The organism is Nocardioides sp. zg-1308, from assembly GCF_013155375.1.
Classification (GTDB): Bacteria; Actinomycetota; Actinomycetes; order Propionibacteriales; family Nocardioidaceae; genus Nocardioides; species Nocardioides renjunii.
In genome coordinates, this window is record NZ_JABJQY010000002.1 from 1299642 (window position 1) to 1322595 (window position 22954).

Genomic DNA, 22954 nt, shown 5'->3' on the forward strand with positions numbered 1-22954 from the left:
AACGCGGGCCCCGCCGTCAGGTCCGACCGGGACGCGGCCCCGCCTCGACCTCGTCGGCCAGCAGCGCGACGTGGAGCGACACCCGGACGTCGGGGTGGTCGAGGTCGGCGCCGAGCACGCGCGACGCCTTCGCCAGCCGGTCGTAGAACACCGGTCGGGAGAGGTGCAGGCTCGCCGCCGCGTCCGACTTGCTCGTCGGGTGGGTCACCAGCGCGCGGACCGCGTCGAGCAGCCGGCTCCCGGTGCGCTCGTCGTGCTCGCGCAGCGGGTCGAGCTCGCGATCGACGAAGAGCCGCAGCCGGTCGTCGTCACCGATCATCGCCAGCAGCCCCCGCAGGTGGACGTCCTCGAGACGGTGCACGCCGTCGGCCGCCCCGCCGGGGACGGAACGCACCACCTGCTGCGCCTCGCGCAGGGTCCGGTCGATGGCGGCGGCGCGGCCCACCGGCCGGCCCACGCCGACGACGAGCGGCTGGTGCCGGCGTACGCGGGCGGCCAGGTCGTCGACGACCGTCCGCACCCGCGTGGACGGCGGGAACGACAGCAGCACCCGCACGTCGCGCTCCATCTCGCACACCAGGGCGGGGACCCGCAGCTCGTGGGTGGCGTGGACCGTCGCGGCGATCACGTCCTCGACGAGCGCGGCGGCCGATCCGGGGCCGGCGTCCTCGAAGCGGGGGCGGAGGGTCACCCCGACGAGCTGGCGGTCGCTGGTCGGCAGCCCGGCCAGCTCGCACCGCCGCAGCAGGTCGGGGGACGGCGCCTCGGTGAGCAGCCGGAGGACCAGCTCGTGGTGCGTACGACGCACCGCGCCGTCGCGCTGCCGGTCGTGCAGCCGGTGCAGGGCGAGCGCCGCGGCGCCGCGCTCGGCCACCGCGACCAGCCGCTCGGACGGCTCGTCGGCGGAGTGGACGACCAGCCGGCCCCACCGGCGGTCCCGCCGGCCGACCCGGGTGACCAGCCAGCCGTGCGACTCCTCCCACGTGGTCCGGTCCTCCTGCGGCACCTCGCGGGACCGGGCCGCCCAGTCGGTGAGGAAGCCGTCGGCGTCCCGCGGCCCGGGCCGGTAGTCGAGCACCTGGTGCTCCTCGCTCTCGAGGACCACCGCGGTGCCGGCCAGCCGCTGCACGGCATCGAGGATCTCGCTCGGTCCGGCCTCGGCGATCCCGAGCTCGGTGAAGGTCTCGTGCACCCGCTGGGCCTCGCGGAGCTCGGCGACCTGCCGGTCGACGATGCGCTCGCCCACGGCCTGCGCCACTGCCGCGAACCGGACCTCGCGGTGCAGCGCCACCAGCGGCAGGCCGAGGTCCTCGCACGCCGCCACCAGCGCCTGCGGCAGCTCGGTCCAGCGCCGGCCGAGCTCGACGACCAGCCCGGCGGCCGCTGTGCCGGCCAGGCTGGCGGCGTACGCCTCGAGCTCGGGCCCGCCGTCGGGCATCGCGATGCCGGTGCTGAGCAGCAGGTCGCCCGCGCGCAGCAGCGGGGCGATGTCGGCCAGCTCGGTGGTGTGCACCCAGCGCACCGGCCGGTCGAGGCCCGACGCACCGGCGACCACGCGCGCCCGCGCGCCCCGCAGCGGCGGCATGGCGAGCACCTCGCCGACGGTCAGCACCGCCACAGCACACCTCCGGCCGACCAGTGCGGGAGCCGACAGGTCGTCGCTCCTTCTCGGCGCATCCTACGGATCGTCGGGCGGCCAGCACGGCGCGTCGGCCGATGATGCAGCATGACCACCTCCCTCACGCACTGGGCCGACGGCCGCCGCCTCGACGGCGCCTCCGACCGGTGGGCCGACGTCACCAACCCCGCGACCGGCGAGGTCACCGGTCGCGTCGCCCTGGCCGACGCGGCCGACGCCGCTGCCGTCATCGCCTCCGCCGCCCGCGCCGCGAAGGCGTGGGGCGAGACCTCGCTCGCCGGTCGCACGCAGGTGCTCTTCACGTTCCGCGAGCTGCTCAACAGCCGCAAGGACGAGCTCGCGCACCTCATCACCGCCGAGCACGGCAAGGTCCACTCGGACGCCCTCGGCGAGATCGCCCGCGGCCAGGAGGTCGTCGAGTTCGCGTGCGGCATGTCGCACCTGCTCAAGGGCGGACACAGCGACAACGCCTCCACCGGCGTCGACGTGCACTCCAAGCGGGCCCCGCTGGGTGTGGTGGGCATCATCAGCCCGTTCAACTTCCCGGCCATGGTGCCGATGTGGTTCTTCCCGGTCGCCATCGCCGCCGGCAACGCGGTCGTGCTCAAGCCGAGCGAGAAGGATCCCTCGGCTTCACTGTGGATCGCCGAGCTCTGGAAGGAGGCCGGCCTGCCCGACGGCGTGTTCAACGTGCTGCAGGGTGACAAGGTCGCCGTCGACGCACTGCTGGAGTCGCCCGAGGTGGCGGCGATCAGCTTCGTCGGCTCCACGCCGATCGCGCAGTACGTCTACGAGCAGGCCAGCCGGCACGGCAAGCGGGTGCAGGCCCTCGGCGGCGCGAAGAACCACATGGTGGTGCTGCCCGACGCCGACCTCGACCTCGCGGCGGACGCAGCGGTCAACGCGGGCTACGGCTCGGCCGGTGAGCGGTGCATGGCGATCAGCGTGCTGGTCGCCGTCGACCCCGTCGCGGACGACCTGGTCGCGCGCATCGCCGAGCGCACCCGGACCCTGCTCGTCGGTGACGGCGGCGCGGGCCGGACCTCCGAGGAGCGGACCGAGGCCGACATGGGTCCCCTCGTCACCGCGGCCCACCGCGACCGGGTGGCGGGCTTCATCTCCTCGGGCGAGGAGGCCGGCGCCAAGCTGGTCGTCGACGGCCGCGACGTGCAGGCCCGCGGCGCCGGCGGGGGCTTCTGGCTGGGCCCGACCCTCTTCGACCACGTCACCCCCGACATGGAGATCTACCGCGAGGAGATCTTCGGCCCGGTGCTCTCGGTGGTCCGCGTCGCGTCGTACGACGAGGCGGTGGCGCTGGTCAACGCCAACGACCACGGCAACGGCACGGCCGTCTTCACCAACGACGGCGGGGCGGCCCGGCGCTTCGAGAACGACGTCGAGGTCGGGATGATCGGCGTCAACGTGCCGATCCCGGTGCCCGTGGCCTACTACTCGTTCGGCGGGTGGAAGCGCTCGCTGTTCGGCGACACCCACGCCCACGGCACCGAGGGCGTGCACTTCTTCACCCGCGCCAAGGTCGTCACCACCCGCTGGATCAATCCCGCCGCCCGCCCGGAGGGCGGCCTCGAGCTGGGGTTCCCGCGCAATGTCTGAGCGCGCCCGCCCCGCCCGCGCCCACGACGACCCGGAGGTCGCCCTCGAGCTCGACCGCCGGCACGTCTTCCACTCCTGGTCCGCCCAGGAGGGCCGCCGGCCCATGGTGGTCACCAAGGCCGAGGGCTCCCACGTCTGGGACCAGGACGGCAACCGGCTCCTCGACTTCACCTCGCAGCTGGTGTTCACCAACCTCGGCCACCAGCACCCGCGGATCGTCGAGGCCATCCAGCAGCAGGCCGCCACGCTCTGCACCGTCGCGCCGGCGCACGTCAACGGCGCCCGGTCCGAGGCGGCCCGGCTGATCGCGAGCCACACCCCGGGGGACCTCGACCGGGTGTTCTTCACCAACGGCGGCGCGGACGCCAACGAGCACGCGATCCGGATGGCCCGCCTCCACACCGGCCGGCACAAGGTGCTGTCGACCTACCGGTCCTACCACGGCGGCACGCAGCTGGCGGTGAACGTGACCGGCGACCCGAGGCGGTGGGCCAACGACCTGGGCTCGGACGGCACGGTCCACTTCTTCGGGCCCTACCTCTACCGCAGCGCCTTCCACGCCACGACCGAGGCCGAGGAGTGCCAGCGCGCCCTCGAGCACCTCGAGCAGGTGGTCGCGATGGAGGGCCCCGCCACCATCGCCGCGGTCGTCCTCGAGTCGATCCCGGGGACCGCCGGGATCATGGTCCCGCCGCCGGGCTACCTCGCCGGCGTGCGGGAGGTCTGCGACCGGAACGGGATCCTGCTCGTCGCCGACGAGGTCATGTCGGGGTTCGGCCGAGCCGGCAGGTGGTTCGCCGTCGAGCACGCCTCCGACGGCACCGTCGTGCCCGACCTCCTCACCTTCGCCAAGGGGGTGAACTCCGGCTACGTGCCCCTGGGCGGCGTCGCCATCTCCGACGCCGTGCACCGGACCTTCGGCGACCGCGTCTACCCCGGCGGGCTGACGTACTCCGGGCACCCGCTGGCGTGCGCGGCGGCGGTCGCCACGATCGAGACCATGGAGGACGAGGGCATCGTCGAGCAGGCGGCGGCGCTCGGCGCCGAGGTGATCGGACCCGCGCTCGCCGCGATGGCCGAGCGGCACGCGTGGGTGGGCGAGGTCCGCGGCACGGGGGCGTTCTGGGCGCTCGAGCTCGTCGCCGACCGCGCGACCCGCGAGCCGCTGGCGCCCTACGGCGCGAGCAGCCCGGCGATGGACGCCGTCCTCGCCGCCTGCCGTCGGGGCGGGATGATCCCGTTCGCGAACGTCAACCGCATCCACGTGGTGCCCCCGCTGACGATCACGCACGAGGAGGCCCGTCGCGGCCTGGCGATCCTCGACGCCGCGCTCGGCGAGGCGGCGACACAGGCGGGGTGAGTGCCGCCCGTCCGGGGCGCCGAGCGTCAGTGCACCGGACGACTTGACTGAGCCCCGGCGAGGCGGTTCGGTGCAGCCATGACCGCACCTCCGACGTCGACGCGCGACGTCATCCCGCTTCGCCGGGCCGCGCGGGCGTGGTTCGCCATCTCGCTGCAGACCTTCGGCGGCCCGGCCGGCCAGATCGCGGTCATGCAGCGCACGCTGGTCGAGGAGAAGCGCTGGATCGGCCAGCAGCGGTTCCTCTTCGCGCTGTCCTACTGCACGCTCCTGCCGGGGCCCGAGGCGCAGCAGCTGGCGACGTACGTCGGGTGGCTGCTCAACGGCGTCCGCGGCGCGCTGGTCGCGGGCATCCTGTTCATCCTCCCAGGCGTGGTCGCGCTGCTGGTGCTCTCGGGCGTCTACGTGGCCTACGGCGACACCACGCTCGTCGAGTCGCTGTTCCTCGGCCTCGCGCCGGCCGTCATCGCCATCGTCCTCCAGGCGGTCATCAGGGTGGGGCGCAAGGGGCTGGGGCACCCCGCGCTCGTGGCGCTCGCCGTGCTGTCCTTCGTCGCCCTCACCTTCTTCGGCGTCCCGTTCCCGGTCGTCGTGCTGGTCGCGGCGGTGCTCGGCTGGGTGCTCGGCCGCAGGATCCCCACGCTGACCGCGCCCGCCAGGGCGGCCGTCGACGACGGACCGCCCCCGCTCATCAGCGACGACGCGCTGCACACCGAACGCCCCTCCGGCCGGCACGCCGCCAAGGTCCTCGTCATCGGGCTGGTGGTGTGGTTCGCCCCCGTCGCCCTCGCCGCGGCGGTGTTCGGGCGGTCCAGCATCTTCGTCGACCAGGGCCTGTTCTTCTCCGGCGCGGCGGTGGTCACCTTCGGCGGGGCGTACGCCGTCCTGGCCTACGTCGCCCAGCAGGCCGTCGAGGTCTACGGCTGGCTGGCGCCCGGCGAGATGGTCCGCGGCCTCGCACTCGCCGAGACCACGCCGGGCCCGCTCATCATGGTCGTGCAGTTCGTGGCGTTCGTCGGCGCCTACCGCGCCCCCGGCGACCTCGACCCGTGGGTGGCGGCGGTCGTCGCGGCGCTGCTGACGACCTGGGTGACGTTCGTCCCGTGCTTCCTCTTCATCCTCCTCGGGGCGCCGTACGTCGAGCGCCTCCGCGGCAACCGCGACCTGGCCGCCGCGCTGGCGGGCATCACCGCCGCCGTGGTGGGCGTCATCGCCAGCCTCGCGGTCTTCTTCGCGCTCCACACCCTCTTCGGCGAGACCGGCCGCGTCACCGCCGGGCCGCTCGACCTGGAGTACCCGCGGCTCGCCTCGGTCGACTGGGCGGCGCTCGCGATCACGGTGCTGGGGTGCGCGCTGATCTTCTGGCGGCGCTGGTCGGTGCTGCGCACCCTGGGCGCGTGTGCGGCGACGGGCGTCGTCCTGGGTCTGGCCCTGGCCGCCTGAGACCGCTCCGTAGGGGTGGTAACTCGGCGTTCGACCCGCTGTTCGACCACCGGTCGCCGCCCCACGGGTAGTGCGGTCCCCGGGGGCCGTCCTTAGCGTCGGGGTTGCTGGGCGGCGGATGCCGCTCCCGCGGGAGGCACTTCACCACCTCTGGAGGGGAAATGTCAGAAGTCGCACGAACAGCACGAGGAATCGTCGTCGGAGCCGTGGCAGCACTGGCCATGGTCGTCGGACTGACGTCCGTGGGCGTCGGGGCCGCGTCCGCCGCGGACTCGGCCAGGGCGGGCTCCGGCACGTCGGTGGTCGGCAAGTCCGAGGCCGGCAAGATCACCAGCAAGGTGATGGGACGCACGTCGACCGGTGACAAGGTGAAGGGCAAGTTCACGCCCACCCAGGTCGTCACGAGCAACGGCGTGCTCTACATGGAGGGCTTCCTCCAGGGCGTCATCAAGGACAAGGGCCCCGACACCCGCTTCTCCGGTGTCCAGCTCATCCCGATCAAGAAGATCAACGGCTCGCCGGTCACCAGCGCTCGCGCTGCGTCGTCCGTCGCGGCCTGCGACATCCTCAACCTGGTGCTCGGGCCGCTCGACCTGAACGTGCTCGGCCTGCAGATCAACCTCAACCAGGTGGTGCTCGACATCACCGCCGTACCGGGTGCGGGCAACCTGCTCGGCAACCTGCTGTGCGCGGTGGCCGGCCTGCTCGACGGCGGACCGCTCGCCGGCCTGCTCGGCCAGCTGCAGACCCTGCTCAACCAGATCCTGGGGCTGCTGAACCTCGGCACCTGACACAGGGCCGTTCCGTGGGGGCGTCGCGGCGGAGGACCGGGAGGGAGACCTCCGGCCCTCCGCCGCGACTCACGAGTCCTCGGGCAGGCACATCTGGCCCACGAAGGGCACCACGTCGGCGATCGAGTCGACGACCTTCGTCGGTCGGTAGGGGAAGAGCTGCACCTGGTGCCGCTCGGTGGCGCCGGTGGCGACGAGGACGGTGCGCATCCCGGCCTCGAGGCCGCTGATGATGTCGGTGTCCATCCGGTCGCCGATCATCACGGTCGTCTCGGAGTGCGCCTCGAGCCGGTTGAGGGCGCTGCGCATCATCAGCGGGTTGGGCTTGCCGATGAAGTAGGGCGAGCGTCCGGTCGCGGTGCTGATCAGCGCGGCGACCGAGCCCGTGGCCGGGAGCATTCCCTGCGCGCTCGGCCCGCTGGGGTCCGGGTTGGTCGCGATGAAGCGGGCGCCGTCGTTGATGAGCCGGATGGCGCGGGTGATCGCCTCGAACGAGTAGGTCCGGGTCTCGCCGAGCACGACATAGTCGGGGTCCTGGTCGGTCATCACGTAGCCGATGTCGTGCACGGCGGCGGTCAGCCCGGTCTCGCCCACGACGTACGCCGACCCGCCCGGGCGCTGGTCGTCGAGGAACTGCGCGGTCGCCAGCGCCGACGTCCAGATGGAGTCCTCCGGCACGTCGATGCCGCTGCTGCGCAGCAGGCGCACCCGCAGGTCGCGCGGGGTGAAGATCGAGTTGTTGGTCAGGACCAGGAAGGGGACGTCGTGCTCGCGGAGCGCGGCGATGAACTCCTTCGCCCCCGGGATCGGGTCCTCCTCGCGCACGAGGACGCCGTCCATGTCGGTCAGCCAGGTGCGCACGGGTCGGGATTCGCTCACCGGGCCATTGTCGACCATGGAGGAGTCGGTCACTCCCGCGCCGCGGCGCGGTGCCGGGCGAGCGGCTGGCCGCCCTCGTCCGAGCCGACGTCCGAGCGCGCCGTGTCGTCCGCGGCACGCGTCGGGTGGCTGCGCTCCAGGCCGGCGCCCTCGACGTCGACGTCCGGCAGGATCCGGTCCAGCCAGCGCGGGAGCCACCAGGCCTTCTCGCCGAGCAGGTGCATCGCCGCGGGGATGATGAGCATCCGCACGACGAACGCGTCGAGCAGCACCCCGAACGCCAGGCCGAAGCCGATCGGCTTGATGGTGGCGTCGTGGGAGAACACGAAGCCCGCGAAGACCGAGATCATGATGATCGCCGCCGCGGTCACCACCGCCCGGCCCGCGTGGAGTCCGTGCTGCACCGCGACGCGCGCCGGCGCGCCGTGGGCGTACGCCTCCCGCATCCCCGACACCAGGAACAGCTGGTAGTCCATGGCGAGGCCGAAGAGGATGCCGGTCGCGATGATCGGCAGGAAGCTGAGCACCGGGCCGGGGGCGTGCACGCCGAAGGCGTCGGCGAACCACCCGAGCTGGAAGATCGCGGTGATGCCGCCGAACGCGGCCAGCAGCGACAGCACGAAGCCCAGCGTCGCCGTCAGCGGCACGAGGATCGAGCGGAAGACCAGCACGAGGATCAGCAGCGAGAGCCCGACGACCAGCACCAGGTAGAGCGGCAGCGCGTCGGAGAGCTGCTCGGAGATGTCGATGTTGGCGCTGGCGTTGCCGGCCACGCCGAGGCTGGCCTCGCCACCGCCGACCGTCTCGGGGGTGAGGTCGCGCAGGCCGTGGACGAGCGCCTCGGTGGACTCGCTGGACGGCCAGAAGTCCGGGACGACCTGGAACGCGAGCGCCGTACGGTCCCGCGACGCGCCGATCGGCACCACCGCGGCGACGTCGCCGAGCTCGTCGATCGCCTCGCCGAGGTTGGCCTGCTCCCGGGCGACCTCGTCCTCGCCGATGGCCTCCGGCAGGTCGGCCACGACGAGCAGCGGGCCGTTGAAGCCCTCACCGAACTTCTCCGCCTGGACGTCGTAGGCCCGGAAGCCCGAGGACTCGGGCGGCTGCGTCGAGCCGTCCGGCAGCCCGAGGCGCATCTGGGTCGCCGGCGCCGCGACGAGCAGCAGGCCGACCACGCCGAGGGCCAGCACGGCCCAGGCACGACCGGTGCCCATCGGCTTGTCGCGGTCGCTGATCGCGTCGTCGTCGTCGCGCTCGCCGGCGGCGAGGCGCTCGCGCTCGCGGCGCCGGAGGATGCGCGGACCGACGAGCGACAGGATCGCCGGCGTGAGGGTGACGGCCATGAGGATGGCGACGAGGACCGCGACGGCGCCGACGGTGCCCATCAGGCCGAGGAAGCCGACGCCGGTGACGTTGAGCGCGAGCAGCGCGACGATGACGGTCACCCCGGCGAACACCACGGCGTTGCCGGACGTGCCGTTGGCCAGCCCGATGGACTCGTGCAGGTCGGCGCCCTGCTTCAGCTGGCGGCGGTGGCGGTTGATGATGAAGAGGGAGTAGTCGATGCCCACCGCGAGCCCCAGCATCACCCCGAGCACGGGGGTGACCGAGACGAACTGGACGACGCCGGAGAAGGACAGGGAGGCCAGCGACGCCACCCCGACACCCAGCAGCGCGGTCACCAGCGGCAGGGCGGCGCCGAGCAGGGTGCCGAGCATGACGGTGAGCACGATGGCGGCGACGACCACGCCGGCGATCTCGCCGGGGCCGAGGATGGAGGGGACGGTCTGCGCGATGTCCTGCGAGGGGTGGAGCTCGACGCCGTCGATGTCGGCGTCGGCGGCCAGGTCCTCGATCTCGGTCTTCACCTCGGTGCTGACCTCGTTGATGGCGACGTCGAAGGTCACGTTGGCCACCGCGGCGCTGCCGTCCTCGGAGACGCTCCGGTAGGCCACGGACAGCCGCGTCAGGCTCTTGCCCACCTCGAGCTGCTCCGACTGCTCCTCGACCTTCGCCCGCTGCCGGTCCAGCTCGGCCTGGCCGTCGTCGAGCTGTTGCTCGGCGGCCGCCAGCTGCTCGCGCACCGACGCGAGCGTGCCGTCCTCGCGAGCCTGCGCGCGCTGCTCGGCGAGCGCCTCGCGGCCCGCGTCGATCTGCGCCTGCGCCCCGTCGAGCTGTGCCACTCCCGCGGCGAGCTGCTGCTCACCCTCGCTCACCTCGTCCCACGACTCGTCGAGCCGCTGCTGCGTGGCGAAGGGGTCGGTGACGTCCGCGACGTCGTCGACCTCCGCGACCCGGTCGAAGAGGTCGGCCAGCTCGCGCTCCTGCTCCTCGGTGAAGGCCGAGCCGTCGGTCGTCTCCGCGACGATCGCGCCGTTGCCGCCGCCCGTGCCCTCGAAGTCCCGCTCCAGCTGCTGCGAGACGCGGGTGGTGGGGGTGTCGGGCAGGGTGATGTTGGACGACAGCGTCCCCGCGAAGGCGACGTACGTCGTCGCGGTGACGGCCAGCACCGCCAGCCAGGCGCCGACGACGGTCCAGTGGCGGCGCGCGGCGAAGCGACCGATGCGGTAGAGGAGCTCAGCCATGTCGGTGGCGGGCCTTTCGTGGGTGCGGTCGTGGTCTGGCGCGGGTGGGTGCGGAGCGGTCGGTCAGCCGGAGTGGCCGGAGTGGCCGGACCGGAGGCGGTCGAGCAGGCGGTCGAGGAGGCGGTCCCAGTCGGCGCGCGCCTCGCGAGGTACGTCGCGGTCGAGGTCGGGGTGGCGCTCGAGCCAGTGCCGGGCCAGCAGCGCGAGGCCGCTGGTCAGCAGCGCGAGGGACAGCTCGACGTCGAAGGGGTCGAGGCTCGGGGCGCGGGTCAGCAGCCGCTCGCGGAGCCGGCCGACGACGTGCTCGAAGGCGGAGCGGGAGATCGCCTCGGCGCGCTCGTCCTCGCCCTCGGGACGGCCGAGGACGTGGTGGATGACCACGATCGCGGAGGGCAGGTCGGCGCCGCGGGTGACGTCGTGCACCGCGTCCAGCGCCAGCCGGCCGCCCTCCTCGCCGTCGGGGAGGTCGGCAAGGCTGCGGTCCACGCGCTCGAGCAGCTCGGCGATGACCTCGGCGAGGATCTGCTGGCACACCGCGACGAGCAGCTGGTCGAGGCCGGTGAAGTGGTTGAACACGGTGCGCCGCGAGACGCCGGCCGCGGCCGCGACCTGCTCGACGGTGAACCCCTGCGCGCCACGCCCGGTCGCCAGTGCGCGCGCCGCGTCGACGATGGCGTCGTGCCGCTGGTCGCGCAGGCTGGGGCCGCGGGGCCGGGTCGTCGTACTCACCGTCCCAGTGTTGCACTCAGTGCAAGTGGGCGGGTCTCCGCCCGGATAGTCCCTATCGAAAGAGTCGTCGCTGGGCGCCAGCAAGGACCCATTTGATACGGACTATCGGGGTGGGGTGGGGGCGGCTGACAGGATCGGCAGCATGGCGGACGCAGCGGACGAGTCGCGCGCCGGCCTGCGGGCGTGGGCCGCCGCGGCGCTCGTCTTCGGCTCCTCGGCCGCCGTGCTCGTCGTGGAGCTGGTGGCGCTGCGGCTGCTGGCGCCGCACTACGGGCTGACGCTCGAGACCAACACGCTGGTCATCGGCCTCGCGCTCACCGCCATCGCGGCCGGCACCTGGGCCGGTGGCTGGACGGCGGACCGCGCCGAGCCCCGGCTGCTGCTCGGTCCGCTCCTCGGGATCTCGGGGGCCGCGGTGGCGCTCACGCCGGCGCTGGTGCGCGGTGCCGCCGCGACCGACAGCCCCGGGCTGCTGCTCCTCGCCTCGACCGCGACCATCCTGGTCCCCGGCGCGCTCCTGTCGGCCGTGACGCCGGTGGTCATCAAGCTGCGGCTGACCACGCTGCGCGAGACCGGCACCGTCGTCGGTCACCTCTCGGGCATCGGGACGGTCGGCGCCATCTTCGGGACGGTGCTGACCGGCTTCGTCCTCATCTCCCGCGTGCCGGTCAGCGGGATCCTGGTGGGCCTCGGCGTCCTGCTGCTGGCGACGTCGGTCGTCGTCCAGGCGTCCGGGCGCCGGGGCCGCGGCGACGTCGTGCTGGCGCTCGTCGTGGTCGGCGCCGGCCTCGGCGCCTGGGCGGCCCCGAGCGGCTGCGACGAGGAGACGACCTACCACTGCCTGGCGGTCGTGGAGGACCCCGAGCGCCCGACCGGGCGGGTGCTCGTGCTCGACGGCCTGCGGCACTCGTACGTCGACCTGGCCGACGCGACCTACCTCGACTTCGCGTACGTCGAGGCGATGGCGTCGGTGGTCGACACCGCCTTCCCCACCGGCGAGCCGCTCGACGCCTACCACCTGGGCGCCGGCGGACTGACGCTGCCGCGCTACCTCGCCGAGACCCGTCCGGGCACGACGAGCCGGGTCTCGGAGATCGACGCGGGCGTCGTGGACGCCGACGTCCGGCTGCTCGGGGCGGCGTTCCCGGAGCGCACCGAGGTCGTCGTGGAGGACGGCCGGCTCGCCGTCGACGACCTCGAGCCGCGGAGCCTCGACCTCGTGGTCGGGGACGCGTTCGGCGGGGTCAGCGTCCCCTGGCACCTCGCGACGGTCGACGCCGTCGAGGGGCTGGGCCGCGCGCTCGACCAGGACGGCGTCTACGTCGCCAACCTCATCGACAACCCGCCGCTGGCCTTCGCCCGGGCGGCGGTCGGCACCACCGGTGAGGTCTTCGACCACGTGGCCCTCCTCGCCGACCCCGAGGTGCTCGCGGGCGACGACGGCGGCAACCTCGTCGTGGTGGCGTCCCACTCCCCGCTGGAGGTGGAGGCCGTGCTCGGGCGGATCGCCGAGCGCGACCTCGGGTGGAGCGCGCTCACCGGCGACGACCTCGCCGCGTGGGTCGGCGACGCCCCGGTCCTCACCGACGACCACGCGCCCGTCGACCAGCTCCTCACGCCGTACGACAGCTGACCTCCGCGGTCAGCCGCTCAGCGCGTGGGGTCCACCACCGTGATGCCGGCCACGGGCGCCCGGTCGAAGACCGGCAGCAGCGACGCGGCCTCCTGGAGGCCGATGGTGCGCTCGACCAGGAGCTGCGGCCGCAGCTCGCCCGACTCGACCAGCGCCATCATCGCGGGGTAGTCGGACGCCGCCATCCCGTGGCTGCCGAGGACGTCGAGCTCGCACGCGATGACGCGGTCCATCGGGACCCGCGGGTGGCCGTCGACCGCCGGCAGCAGGCCGACCTGCGCCAGCCGACCTCGCCGACGGAGGCTCAGCAGCGCGTCCGCGCAGGTCTGCTCGCTCCCCACCGCGTCGACCGCGACGTGGCTGCCGCCGCCGGTCAGGTCCGCGACGGCGGCCGGCACGTCGGTCCCGTCGGCCAGCACGACGCGCTCGGCGCCGAGGTCGGTGGCGACGGCGAGCGCCTCGGGGTTGCGGTCGACGGCCACCACGCGGGCGCCGAGGGACCGCGCGATCATCACCGTGCTGAGCCCTACGCCGCCGGCGCCGACGACCGCCACCCACTCGCCGGGGGCGACGCGGGCGCGGCCCACGAGGGCGCGGTAGGCGGTGGCGAACCGGCAGCCCAGGCCGGCAGCGGTCGCGAGGTCCACCGTCCCGGGGACGGCGACGAGGTTGGTGTCCGCGCCGTGCAGGGCGACGAGCTCGGCGAAGGACCCCCAGTGGGTGAAGCCCGGCTGCTCCTGGTCGGGGCACACCTGCGCGTCGCCACCGAGGCACCACTCGCAGCGACCGCACCCGCAGACGAACGGCACCGTGACCCGCTGGCCGACCCGCCACCGGACGACGCCGGTGCCCACCTCGACCACCTCGCCCGCGAGCTCGTGGCCCGGGACGTGCGGGAAGGCGATGTCGTCGTGGCCCGCCCACGCGTGCCAGTCGCTGCGGCACATCCCCGTCGCCGCGACGCGTACGACGACGCCTCCCGCGGGTGCCGACGGCTCGGGCACGTCACGCACCTCGGGCCGGGAGCGGACGGCATCGACGACGACTGCACGCATGGGTCGATCCTGCCGTAGGCGGGTGCCGGTGAGCCTGGACTGATACCCCCCGGGGGTATACGGTGGCGGGGTATCCACCCGCTTTCGAGACATCGAGGGGTCGAACCGATGGACCAGCACCACCAGCACACGGACCACGACGCCCACCACGACGCGCATCACGAGCCGCACTCCGGGCACGGGACGGGCGGCGTCGACACGATGGCACTGTCGGCCACGCTGCACTGCCTGACCGGCTGCGCCATCGGAGAGATCGCCGGCCTCATGATCGGCACCGCCGTCGGGCTCAGCACCGGCTGGACCGTCGTGCTGGCCGTCGGCCTGGCCTTCCTGTTCGGCTACACGCTCTCCACGCTGCCGCTGCTCCGGGCGGGACTCGGCGTCGGCGCCGCCCTGTCCGTGGTCCTCGCCGCGGACACCCTGTCGATCGCCACGATGGAGGTCGTCGACAACGCGGTGATGGCCCTCATCCCGGGCGCGATGGACGCCGGGCTGGTGAACTGGGTGTTCTGGGTGTCGATGATGATCGCCCTCACCGCCGCCTTCCTCGCCGCCTACCCCGTCAACCGCCACCTGCTGCGCCGCGGCAAGGGACACGCGCTGACCCACGAGTACCACCACGCCGCCTCGAGCCCCACGGGTACGCGTCGCCTCATCCCCGCCTTCGCCACCTCGACACTGGTGGCCGCGATCGTGGCGTTCATGCTGGGTGGCCTGGTCGTCTCCATCGCCGACGAGATCGGGGGCGGGGCGGGCGCCGAGCCCGGCGGCGACCCGGGCCACGCCGTCGCCCGCTGAGCTCGGCCGACCCGGTTCAGGCCGGCACGAGTGCGGGCGCGAAGTCGCGCAGCTCCTCGTGCCCGCCGTGCACGACCAGGCACGTCGACTCCGGCACCTCGCGCCACGCGCCGTGCAGGTCGCCGAGGGGCTCCGACACGACGACCCGGGTGTCGTCGGACAGCCCGTGCAGCAGCGGGTGGTCGGGGTACTGGGCGCGGAGCGTCGAGATGTCGGTGCTGTGGAACAGCGAGCGCGAGGCGCCCATGCTCGAGTAGCGGAACGCCCAGGTGGTCTCGCCGTCGGTCACCGCCACGGTCATCTGGATCGGGTGCTCCACCCCGTGGCGACGTCCGGTCTCCTCGATGAGGCCGACGGCGCGGGCCACGGCGGCGGGCGGATCCTCCTCGAGGCCGAACGTCAGGGCGAGGTGGAAGAACAGCTCGGAGTCCGTCGATCCCTCGATGTGGGGGAACAGGGCCGGGTCGACGGCCACGGTCAGGTCCCGCTTCACGGTCGGGAACTCCGCGATGGAGCCGTTGTGCATCCACAGCCAGCGCCCGTGGCGGAAGGGGTGGCAGTTCGTCTGCTGCACGGGCGTGCCGGTGGTCGCGCGGATGTGGGCGAACACCCGGTCGGCGCGTGCGTGTCCTGCGAGCTCACGGAGGTTGCGGTCGTTCCACGCCGGCTCGGTGCTGCTGTAGATGCCCGGACGGTCCTGGGCGTCGTACCAGCCCACCCCGAAGCCGTCACCGTTCACGGCCTCCGCCCCCAGCCGGGAGTGCATGCTCTGCACCACCAGCGAGTTCTCCGGCTTGAAGAGCAGGTCCTCCAGCAGCACGGGCGAACCCGAGTACGCGAGCCATCGGCACATCTCGTCTCCCGTCGTCGGCTCCCATTGGAGGCCGGGGACGATGCGGCCGCATCACCCGGGTCGTGTGAGGGCGACGCGCCGGGAACGACGATCGGGCCGGCCCCGTGAGGGTCCGGCCCGATCGGTTGTCTGGCGGTGGCGGTGGGATTTGAACCCACGGTGGGTTTGACCCCACACATCATTTCGAGTGATGCACCTTCGGCCGCTCGGACACGCCACCGCGCGGAACATTACCGGAGGGTGAGCGCGAGCCGGAAACCGGCGACCCGGCTGCCATCACGGGGGAACTTCTCCGTTGCCGTGGCCAGCGGACGCGTGCGGGAGGTAGTTTGCGCGCACGCAGGGTCCGCGCGCAGCGCGGGGGAGAGGAGCGGTGCCGACCGTGACTGCCGTCCGACGCATCCGTGAGCTCGCCACGTCGTCCCTGCCCCGCGCGGTGGGCGGGCGGCTGCCGGCCGCCCCGCCGCAGGAGGTCACCGAGCTGCTGCAGGACGAGCGCTTCCGCGCGGCCGTCGCCGAGGCGGCGGCCGAGCAGGGCCGGTCCGAGGACGAGGTGTGGTCGGAGGTCGAGGGCTACCTCCACGAGATGTCGGCGGCGCACGACGATCGCGCCTCGCAGGGCTGGGCGCGGATGGGCGACTGGTTCCTCCGGGCCTACGACGTCCTGGTCGACGAGGACCAGATGCACCAGCTGCGGCGGGTCGACCGCACACACAGCCTCGCGCTCGCCTTCAGCCACCGGTCCTACCTCGACGGCATGGTCATCCCCAACGTGCTGATGGCGCGGCGGTTCTCGCCGACCTACACGTTCGGCGGCGCCAACCTCAACCTGCCGCTGATCGGCTCGGTCGCCAGCCGCACGGGCCTCATCTTCATCCGGCGCTCGACGCAGGAGATCCCGGTCTACCGGCTCGCCCTGCGCTCCTACATCCGCCAGATGGTGACCAACAAGCGCAACCTCGCCTGGTCGATCGAGGGCGGCCGGACCCGCACCGGCAAGCTGCGGCCCCCGGTCCACGGGATCCTCAAGTACCTCACCGACACCGTGCAGAGCCGCGGGGAGGGCGACGAGGCCCCCGACGTGCAGGTCGTGCCGGTCTCGGTGGTCTACGACCAGCTGCACGAGGTCTCGTCGATGACCGAGGAGTCGCGCGGCGCGAGCAAGACGCCGGAGGACTGGCGCTGGCTGGTGCGGTTCGCGCGGCTCCAGCGCAACCGGCTCGGGCGGGCCTACCTCACCGTCGGCGAGCCGTTCTCGCTGCGGGCGCGGATGGAGGAGCTCGCCGCCGAGGGGGTCACCGGCAACCAGGCCGTCGAGCGCGTCGCCCTCGACATCTCCCACCGGCTCAACCGCGCCACCCCGGTGACCGTCACCGCCATCGTCTCGCTGGCGATCCTCGGCGCCGACCGCGCCCTGACCGTGGACGAGGTCCTCGACACCGTCGAGCCGCTCGCGTCCTACATCGACGCCCGCCACTGGCCGGTCGCCGGGGCCGCCGACCTGCGGGACCGCTCGACCATCCGCCGCGCGCTCGCCGAGCTGTCGCGCAGCGGCGTGCTGACGGCGTACGACGGCGGCACCGAGCCGGTCTGGAAGATCGGGGACGACCAGCACCTGGTCGCCGCGTTCTACCGCAACACGGTCATCCACATCCTCGTCGAGCGCGCCATCGGCGAGCTCGCGCTGCTGACCGTCAGCGAGCTCGAGCCGGACGCCGAGCTCCCGCCGGGCGGCGAGCTCGAGGTGGCCTGGGAGGAGGCCAAGCGGATGCGCGACCTGCTGAAGTTCGAGTTCTTCTTCCCCAGCCGCGCCGGCTTCGAGGACGACCTGCGCACCGAGCTGCACCTGCTCGTCGGCGAGGGCGTCACCGAGATGACGCCGACCACGGCACGCGAGCTGCTCGTCACCGCCCGCCCGCACCTCGCCCACCTCGTCCTCCGGCCCTTCCTCGACGCCTACCTCGTCGTGGCCGACCGGCTCGCCGACCGCGGTGACGGCCCCGTCGACGAGGACGACCTGCTCGCCGACTCGCTGGCTGTCGGTCAGCAGTGGGCGCTGCAGCGACGGGTCGCGAGTGCCGAGTCGATCTCGCTGGAGCTCTTCCGCACCGCCCTGTCGCTGGCGCGCCACAAGAGCCTGCTCGAGGCCGGCGAGGGCGTCGGCACCGCCCGGGAGGCGTTCGCTGCCGAGCTGCGCGACTCGGTGCGCCGGGTCAACATCATCGGTGAGATCGCGGGTGACATCGTGCCCGTCCGGCACCCCGACCCGCGTCCGGAGCCGCAAGCCCAACCGCAGCCGCAGCCGCAGCCGCAGGAGACCAGGTGAGCGGACTCTCCGCCGAGGTCGAGCAGGCGATCGAGGCGATCGGGGCCGGGCCGCAGGGCCCGACGGTCGGTGCCTTCTTCGACCTCGACGGCACCCTGGTCGCCGGCTACACGGCGGCGACCTTCTACGGCGACCGGCTCAGGGGCCGCGCCGTCTCGCCGGCCGAGTTCGTCCGCACCGTGGTGACGGCGGTCGACGGCGAGCTCGGCGGCGACCCTACGCGCATCGCCCACGTCGCCTTCTCCGCGATGCGCGGCGAGTCCGAGGAGGCCTTCGCCGACCTCGGCGAGCGGCTGTTCCGCTCCAAGATCGCCGGCACCATCCGCCGCGAGTCACGCGCCCTCGTCCACGCCCACCAGCGCGCCGGCCACACCGTCGCCGTCGCGTCCGCCGCCACGGCCTACCAGATCGCGCCGGTCGCCCGGGACCTCGGCGTCGAGCACCTGGTCTGCACCCGGCTGGTCGTCGAGGACGGCCAGTTCACCGGCGCCACCGACGGCCCGATGCTGTGGGGCCGGCACAAGGCGAGCGGCGTGCGCGCCTTCGCCCGCGAGCACGACGTCGACCTGACCGCGTCGTACGCCTACGGCAACGGCTACGAGGACGTCGCCTTCCTCTCCTCCGTGGGCCACCCCACCGCACTCAGCCCGCACCGCGACCTGCGGGCCGCCGCCGCCCGCCTGGGGTGGCCGGTGCTCGACCTGAGCGACCCGGTCGGCGGCTCGCTGCTCGCCGCGGGACGCACTGTCGCCGCCCTCGCCGGGATGAACGCCGGTGTGGGGGCCGGCCTGGCCTACGGGCTCGCGCGCGGCGACCTCCGCCGCGGGCGCAACGCGGCGATCGGCCTCGCCACCCGGCTGCCGATGGCGCTGGCCGGTGTCTCGCTCGACGTGCTCCACCGTGAGCGGCTGTGGTCGCACCGGCCGGCGATCTTCATCGCGAACCACCAGAGCTCGCTCGACATCCCGGTGCTGGGCAGGCTGCTCGAGCGCGACTTCACGATCGTCGCCAAGAAGGAGGCGCGCTGGGACCCGCGCGCCGTGGTGGGGTCGGTGGTGATCGACCCGGCCTGGATCGACCGCTCCGACTCCGAGTCGGCCCGCGCCACGCTGGCCGGGGTCGTCGAGCGGGTCCGGGGCGGCACCTCGCTGATGATCTTCCCCGAGGGCACGCGGTCGCCGACACCAGTGCTGGGCCCGTTCCGCAAGGGCGCGTTCCACCTCGCCGCGCAGGCCGGGGTGCCGGTCGTGCCGGTGGTGCTGCGCAACACGGGTGAGCTGATGGGCCGCAGCTCCCTCGTGCTCAACCCCGGCGTGGTCGACGTGTGCGTGCTGGAGCCCGAGACCGACTGGAGGGTGGAGGACATGAGCGAGCGGATCGCCTCCCTGCACACGACGTTCGAGCAGACCCTCGCCCACTGGCCCTCGGGAGAGCACCGATGAGCGAGGAGGACGTCGAGCGCTGGACGGCGGCCGCCACCTGGACCGCCTCGGCCGAGCTGACCCCCGTGCAGACCCTGCTGTGGCGCGCCGAGCGCCACCCGGTGCAGTCGTCCACGTCGACGGTGGTCGTCGACCTCGACCGGGCGCCCGACTGGGAGCGCCTCGTCGCCGCCGCCGAGTGGGGCACCCGTCTCGTCCGCCGGCTGCGCCAGCGCGTCGTCGACCCGCTCGTGCCGACGGCACCTCCCACGTGGGCCGACGACCCGACGTTCGACCTCGGCTACCACCTGCGCCGCGAGCGGGTCTCGAGCCGCGACGAGGTCCTCGCCCAGGCCGCCCAGGTCGCCCTGCGCCCCTTCGACCGCTCGCGGCCGCTGTGGGAGGGCGTGCTGTTCGAGGGGCTGCCCGACGGAGCGGCGGCGTACGCCCTCAAGATCCACCACGCCCTGGCCGACCCGCTCGGCACCGTGCAGCTGCTCTCGATGCTGCAGTCCGGCCGGCGCGAGCACACGCCGCGCAAGCCGCTGGGCGCCGAGCCGGCCACGTCGGTGGACGCCGATCCGGTCGAGCTCGCGGTGGCCGGCCTGCGCGTCGACGTCTCGACGCTGCCCGAGGCCGCGGTCGCGTCGGCGCGCACGCTGGCCCACGCGGCGGCCCGGCCGCAGGTGGTCGTCGCCTCCGCGCTGCGCTACGGCGCGTCGGTGCGCCGGCTGATGACCCAGGCGGCGCCGCCCTCGCCGGAGCTGTCGCCGCGGACCGGCAAGCGGTGGTCCTTCCTCACCCTCGACGCCCCCCTCGACCCGCTGCGCGCGGTGGCGCGGCAGGGCGGCGGCACGCTCGACGACGCCGCCGTCGCGCTGGTGCTCGGCGGGCTGCGCCGCTACCACGAGGGACGCGGCAGCGCCGTGCCGGAGATCCCCGTCGGCGTACGCGTCTCGCTCGACCGCGCCGACGACCTCGGCAACCGGTTCGCCGGCGCCGTGATCTCGGGTCCGCTGGCGGTCGAGGACCCGGTCGACCGGGTCGCGGCCGTGCGCGGCGAGGTGCTGTCGCTGCACACCGAGCGCGCGCTGGAGGTGCTCGACGTGGCCGCCCCGGTGGTCAACCGGCTGCCGTCCTTCGTCGGCGCGGCGGCGCTGCGCACGGCCGTACCTCCCGACGCGTTCGTCCTCACGCTGCCCGGCCCACCGCGCCGGCGCTACATGGCGGGCGCGCAGGTGCAGGGGATGTACGTCCTGGGGCCGCTGCCGGGCGCCGCGCTCACCGTCAGCCTGGTGACGTGCGGCGACACCGCCTGCATCGGCGTCAACGTCGACGCGAGCGCGGTCTCCGACCTCGAGGCGCTGGCCGAGTGCCTGGCCGAGGGGGTCGAGGAGATGGTGTCCGCCGCGCCCGCGGCGGACGGTCAGTCGGTGGGGCCGACGTAGTAGAGCATGCGGTAGTCGACGCCGTCCTCGATGTTGACGTAGCCGTGCCGCTCGTAGAAGCGCCGGGTGTCGACGTCCACCTCGTCGACGCCGATGTGCATCTCCGGGGAGCCGTGCTCGCGGGCCAGCCGCTTGCAGAGGTCGAGCACGCGGGTGCCGATGCCGTGGGAGCGGAGCCCGGGCACGACGTAGAGCTCCTCGAGCTGCGACACCGGGCCGTCGAACCAGATCGCCGGGCGCAGGGTCATGAGGGCGAACCCGACGGGCCGGTCGCCGTCCTCCGCGAGCACCGCGACGACGTCGTCGAGGCTCAGCAGCCGGGTGAAGCGCTCCTCGAGGACGTCGGCGTCGTCGGTCTCGGTGTCGAACTCGGTGTTGAAGTCCCAGAGCATCCGTCCGAGCACGGCGGCGTCGGCGACGGTGGCACGGCGGACGTCGATCACGTGGGCTCCCGGGTGGTGTGGGCGGCTCCGGGGACGGTGTCGGTGACGGGCCCGGCGCCGTTCCGGTGGCGGGCGAAGAAGGCGTCGAGCAGGGCCGAGGACTCGGCCGCCAGCACACCGCCGAGGACCTCCGGGCGGTGGTTGAGCCGGCGGTCGCGGACGACGTCCCACAGGGAGCCGACCGCGCCGAGCTGGTCGTCGTAGGCCCCGAAGACGAGGCGGTCCACCCGGGCGAGCACCAGCGCCCCGGCGCACATGGTGCACGGCTCGAGGGTGACGACGAGCGTGCAGCCGGTGAGCCGCCACTCGCCGCGCGTCGCGGCCGCCGCCCGCAGCGCGACCACCTCGGCATGGCCGGTGGGGTCGCCGTGCGACTCGCGCGTGTTGCGGCCGGTGCCGATGACCGCCCCGGAGGCGTCGAGGACCACGGCCCCCACCGGTACGTCGTCGCCCGCGAGCGCCGCCTGCGCCTCGGCGAGGGCCAGGCGCATCGGGTCGTCCCAGCTCATGCAGACGTCAGCCCGACGGCGTCGTCGAACAGCTCGCCGAAGCCGAGCTGGCGCGCGATCTCCGACAGCATCTCGTCGGGATAGAGCTCGACGTCGTCGAGCAGGGCGCCCAGGTCGACGGCGTGCAGGCCGAGGTCGTCGAGCAGCCCCAGGTCGCCGGCCGGCACCTCGACGTCGTCGTCCTCGGGGGGCGGGAGGCCGAGGAAGTCGATCACGGACTGGGCGAGCTCCCACTCGTCGGCCGCGGTGACGTCGGACAGCAGCACGCGGGTCTTGGCGCCGTCGACGCGCACCAGCACGAAGAAGTCCTCGTCGACCGCGACCATCGCGACGGCGCCGTCCTCGCGCGCCACCTGTCGCAGCGCGTGGCTGAGCGACTCGACGGTCTCGTAGGCGGGGGAGGCGATGTCCTGCACCTCCCACACGCCCTCGTGGCGGAACGCGACCAGCGCGAAGTCCACCCCACCGGTCTGCTCGGACATGACCGACCTCCCCAGGACAGCTGTCCGTCCAATGTCGCAGAAACACCGAGGCGCGCCAACCCTCTTTCCTGCCGCCCTCCTGCGTCTCGTGGGCCGAGCGCGGTCACCACTAGGGTGAGGCCCATGCGCCTGCACGTGGTGAACCACCCCCTCGTCTCCCACAAGCTCACCGTCCTCCGCGACGAGCACACCGACTCGCCGACGTTCCGGCGGCTGACCGACGAGCTGGTCACCCTCCTGGCCTACGAGGCCACCCGCGAGGTGCGGGTCGAGCCGGTCGACATCACCACGCCGGTCGGCCCGACGACGGGCGTACGCCTCGCCGCGCCCAAGCCGATGGTCGTGCCGATCCTCCGGGCCGGCCTCGGCATGCTCGACGGCATGATGCGCCTGCTGCCCACCGCGGAGGTCGGCTTCCTCGGCATGGTCCGCAACGAGGAGACGCTCGCCGCGTCGACGTACGCCGAGCGGCTGCCCGAGGACCTGTCCGGGCGCCAGTGCTACGTCCTCGACCCGATGCTCGCGACCGGCGGCACCCTCGCGGCCGCGATCCAGTTCCTCACCCACCGCGGCGCCGACGACATCACCGCGATCTGCCTCCTGGCCGCGCCGGAGGGCGTGGAGAACCTCGAGGCGGGCCTGAAGGACCTCGACGTGCCCGTCACCGTCGTGACCGCGGCGCTCGACGAGATGCTCAACGACAAGGGCTACATCGTGCCCGGCCTCGGCGACGCCGGCGACCGGCTGTACGGCGTCGCGCACTGAGGTTCGCCTCCGCCGCCGTCCGAGCGGTGAGTGAGGCAGGTTCTGCGCGCGGAGAAGGTGCGTCACGCACCGCTGGTCGGCGTGTCCCGGCAGACACGCCGCAGCGGCGGTGAGTGAGGCAGGTCCTGCGCGGCGAAAAGGTGACTCACTCACCGCTCGAGCGGCGAGCGAGCGCCGGGCG

The 22954-nt window shown here is 73.6% G+C and carries 19 protein-coding genes and 1 tRNA gene; 10 read left to right on the forward strand and 10 right to left on the reverse strand.

Features of this window, described 5'->3' with window-relative positions; genetic code table 11:
- Window positions 1-16: 16 nt before the first annotated feature.
- Window positions 17-1612: a PucR family transcriptional regulator gene (locus HN031_RS08015; RefSeq protein ID WP_367650693.1), complete on the reverse strand. Its 1596-nt coding sequence runs from the start codon at window positions 1610-1612 to the stop codon at window positions 17-19.
- 114 nt (window positions 1613-1726) lie between these two features.
- Between HN031_RS08015 and HN031_RS08020 the strand changes: the two genes are divergently transcribed.
- The 4 genes from HN031_RS08020 to HN031_RS21045 all read left to right on the forward strand — a co-directional run bounded on the left by HN031_RS08020 (window position 1727) and on the right by HN031_RS21045 (window position 6847).
- A complete protein-coding gene (locus HN031_RS08020) occupies window positions 1727-3253 on the forward strand; it encodes a CoA-acylating methylmalonate-semialdehyde dehydrogenase (RefSeq protein ID WP_172268646.1) in 1527 nt (508 codons plus the stop codon).
- Window positions 3246-4613: an aspartate aminotransferase family protein gene (locus HN031_RS08025; RefSeq protein WP_172268648.1), complete on the forward strand. Its 1368-nt coding sequence runs from the start codon at window positions 3246-3248 to the stop codon at window positions 4611-4613. Before HN031_RS08020 ends, HN031_RS08025 begins: the two co-directional genes overlap by 8 nt.
- A 78-nt stretch (window positions 4614-4691) precedes the next feature.
- Window positions 4692-6056: a chromate efflux transporter gene (gene chrA / locus HN031_RS08030; RefSeq protein ID WP_172268650.1), complete on the forward strand. Its 1365-nt coding sequence runs from the start codon at window positions 4692-4694 to the stop codon at window positions 6054-6056.
- 206 nt (window positions 6057-6262) lie between these two features.
- Window positions 6263-6847, forward strand: a complete 585-nt coding sequence (locus HN031_RS21045) for a hypothetical protein (protein WP_216652083.1) — start codon at window positions 6263-6265, stop codon at window positions 6845-6847.
- A 69-nt stretch (window positions 6848-6916) separates the two neighbouring features.
- Here HN031_RS21045 and HN031_RS08040 read toward each other — a convergent pair whose 3' ends face one another.
- From HN031_RS08040 to HN031_RS08050, 3 genes are all read right to left on the reverse strand, one after another.
- Entirely contained in the window at window positions 6917-7687 is a 771-nt protein-coding gene (locus HN031_RS08040; protein WP_253943281.1) for an HAD-IIA family hydrolase, read from the reverse strand.
- 68 nt (window positions 7688-7755) lie between these two features.
- On the reverse strand, window positions 7756-10311 hold the full coding sequence (locus HN031_RS08045; RefSeq protein ID WP_172268654.1) for an MMPL family transporter: 2556 nt from the start codon (window positions 10309-10311) through the stop codon (window positions 7756-7758).
- 63 nt (window positions 10312-10374) lie between these two features.
- A complete protein-coding gene (locus HN031_RS08050) occupies window positions 10375-11040 on the reverse strand; it encodes a TetR/AcrR family transcriptional regulator (RefSeq protein WP_172268656.1) in 666 nt (221 codons plus the stop codon).
- A gap of 142 nt (window positions 11041-11182) precedes the next feature.
- Between HN031_RS08050 and HN031_RS08055 the strand changes: the two genes are divergently transcribed.
- A complete protein-coding gene (locus tag HN031_RS08055; RefSeq protein WP_172268658.1) occupies window positions 11183-12673 on the forward strand; it encodes a fused MFS/spermidine synthase in 1491 nt (496 codons plus the stop codon).
- 17 nt (window positions 12674-12690) lie between these two features.
- Here HN031_RS08055 and HN031_RS08060 read toward each other — a convergent pair whose 3' ends face one another.
- Complete coding sequence (locus tag HN031_RS08060; protein WP_172268661.1) at window positions 12691-13728, reverse strand: zinc-binding dehydrogenase; 1038 nt, start codon at window positions 13726-13728, stop codon at window positions 12691-12693.
- Window positions 13729-13836: 108 nt separating this feature from the next.
- Between HN031_RS08060 and HN031_RS08065 the strand changes: the two genes are divergently transcribed.
- Window positions 13837-14526: a DUF4396 domain-containing protein gene (locus HN031_RS08065; RefSeq protein ID WP_253943036.1), complete on the forward strand. Its 690-nt coding sequence runs from the start codon at window positions 13837-13839 to the stop codon at window positions 14524-14526.
- Window positions 14527-14542: 16 nt separating this feature from the next.
- On the opposite strand, the gene HN031_RS08070 is transcribed toward HN031_RS08065, so the two are convergent.
- Window positions 14543-15346, reverse strand: a complete 804-nt coding sequence (locus tag HN031_RS08070; protein WP_216652084.1) for a class II glutamine amidotransferase — start codon at window positions 15344-15346, stop codon at window positions 14543-14545.
- 163 nt (window positions 15347-15509) lie between these two features.
- Window positions 15510-15599 (reverse strand) — tRNA-Ser (locus HN031_RS08075).
- A gap of 162 nt (window positions 15600-15761) precedes the next feature.
- On the opposite strand from HN031_RS08075, the gene HN031_RS08080 reads away from it, so the two are divergent.
- The 3 genes from HN031_RS08080 to HN031_RS08090 are packed head-to-tail and all read left to right on the forward strand — an operon-like array spanning window position 15762 to window position 20574.
- The gene (locus HN031_RS08080) at window positions 15762-17705 is read left to right on the forward strand and encodes a lysophospholipid acyltransferase (RefSeq protein WP_172268667.1); all 1944 of its coding nucleotides are present in this window, start codon (window positions 15762-15764) and stop codon (window positions 17703-17705) included.
- A complete protein-coding gene (locus HN031_RS22265; protein WP_172268670.1) occupies window positions 17702-19147 on the forward strand; it encodes an HAD-IB family hydrolase in 1446 nt (481 codons plus the stop codon). Before HN031_RS08080 ends, HN031_RS22265 begins: the two co-directional genes overlap by 4 nt.
- On the forward strand, window positions 19144-20574 hold the full coding sequence (locus HN031_RS08090; protein ID WP_172268673.1) for a wax ester/triacylglycerol synthase domain-containing protein: 1431 nt from the start codon (window positions 19144-19146) through the stop codon (window positions 20572-20574). Before HN031_RS22265 ends, HN031_RS08090 begins: the two co-directional genes overlap by 4 nt.
- Here HN031_RS08090 and HN031_RS08095 read toward each other — a convergent pair.
- From HN031_RS08095 to HN031_RS08105, 3 genes are read right to left on the reverse strand one after another with little or no spacing between them, the layout of a single operon-like run.
- Window positions 20553-20966 carry a GNAT family N-acetyltransferase gene (locus tag HN031_RS08095; protein WP_172271455.1) on the reverse strand — a complete coding sequence of 138 codons (414 nt, stop codon included), beginning with the start codon at window positions 20964-20966 and terminating at the stop codon, window positions 20553-20555. The two genes, HN031_RS08090 and HN031_RS08095, sit on opposite strands and share 22 nt — an antisense overlap.
- A 47-nt stretch (window positions 20967-21013) precedes the next feature.
- Window positions 21014-21526, reverse strand: a complete 513-nt coding sequence (locus tag HN031_RS08100) for a nucleoside deaminase (RefSeq protein ID WP_172268676.1) — start codon at window positions 21524-21526, stop codon at window positions 21014-21016.
- Window positions 21523-22008: a tRNA adenosine deaminase-associated protein gene (locus tag HN031_RS08105; RefSeq protein ID WP_172268679.1), complete on the reverse strand. Its 486-nt coding sequence runs from the start codon at window positions 22006-22008 to the stop codon at window positions 21523-21525. The genes HN031_RS08100 and HN031_RS08105 overlap by 4 nt, the downstream gene beginning before the upstream one ends.
- Before the next feature lie 123 nt (window positions 22009-22131).
- On the opposite strand from HN031_RS08105, the gene upp reads away from it, so the two are divergent.
- Window positions 22132-22773 (forward strand): uracil phosphoribosyltransferase, encoded by a 642-nt coding sequence (upp, locus tag HN031_RS08110; RefSeq protein ID WP_172268682.1) that lies wholly within the window; start codon window positions 22132-22134, stop codon window positions 22771-22773.
- Window positions 22774-22954 lie beyond the last annotated feature (181 nt).

Excerpts from the sequence above, each read along its gene's own strand:
- HN031_RS08020 (WP_172268646.1), top strand. The coding sequence starts at position 1,727 with ATGACCACCTCCCTCACGCACTGGGCCGACGGCCGCCGCCTCGACGGC.
- HN031_RS08025 (WP_172268648.1), top strand. The coding sequence starts at position 3,246 with ATGTCTGAGCGCGCCCGCCCCGCCCGCGCCCACGACGACCCGGAGGTC.
- chrA (WP_172268650.1), top strand. The coding sequence starts at position 4,692 with ATGACCGCACCTCCGACGTCGACGCGCGACGTCATCCCGCTTCGCCGG.
- HN031_RS08040 (WP_253943281.1), bottom strand. The coding sequence starts at position 7,687 with ATGGACGGCGTCCTCGTGCGCGAGGAGGACCCGATCCCGGGGGCGAAG.
- HN031_RS08045 (WP_172268654.1), bottom strand. The coding sequence starts at position 10,311 with ATGGCTGAGCTCCTCTACCGCATCGGTCGCTTCGCCGCGCGCCGCCAC.
- HN031_RS08055 (WP_172268658.1), top strand. The coding sequence starts at position 11,183 with ATGGCGGACGCAGCGGACGAGTCGCGCGCCGGCCTGCGGGCGTGGGCC.
- HN031_RS08060 (WP_172268661.1), bottom strand. The coding sequence starts at position 13,728 with ATGCGTGCAGTCGTCGTCGATGCCGTCCGCTCCCGGCCCGAGGTGCGT.
- HN031_RS08065 (WP_253943036.1), top strand. The coding sequence starts at position 13,837 with ATGGACCAGCACCACCAGCACACGGACCACGACGCCCACCACGACGCG.
- HN031_RS08090 (WP_172268673.1), top strand. The coding sequence starts at position 19,144 with ATGAGCGAGGAGGACGTCGAGCGCTGGACGGCGGCCGCCACCTGGACC.
- HN031_RS08095 (WP_172271455.1), bottom strand. The coding sequence starts at position 20,966 with ATGCTCTGGGACTTCAACACCGAGTTCGACACCGAGACCGACGACGCC.
- HN031_RS08100 (WP_172268676.1), bottom strand. The coding sequence starts at position 21,526 with ATGAGCTGGGACGACCCGATGCGCCTGGCCCTCGCCGAGGCGCAGGCG.
- HN031_RS08105 (WP_172268679.1), bottom strand. The coding sequence starts at position 22,008 with ATGTCCGAGCAGACCGGTGGGGTGGACTTCGCGCTGGTCGCGTTCCGC.
- upp (WP_172268682.1), top strand. The coding sequence starts at position 22,132 with ATGCGCCTGCACGTGGTGAACCACCCCCTCGTCTCCCACAAGCTCACC.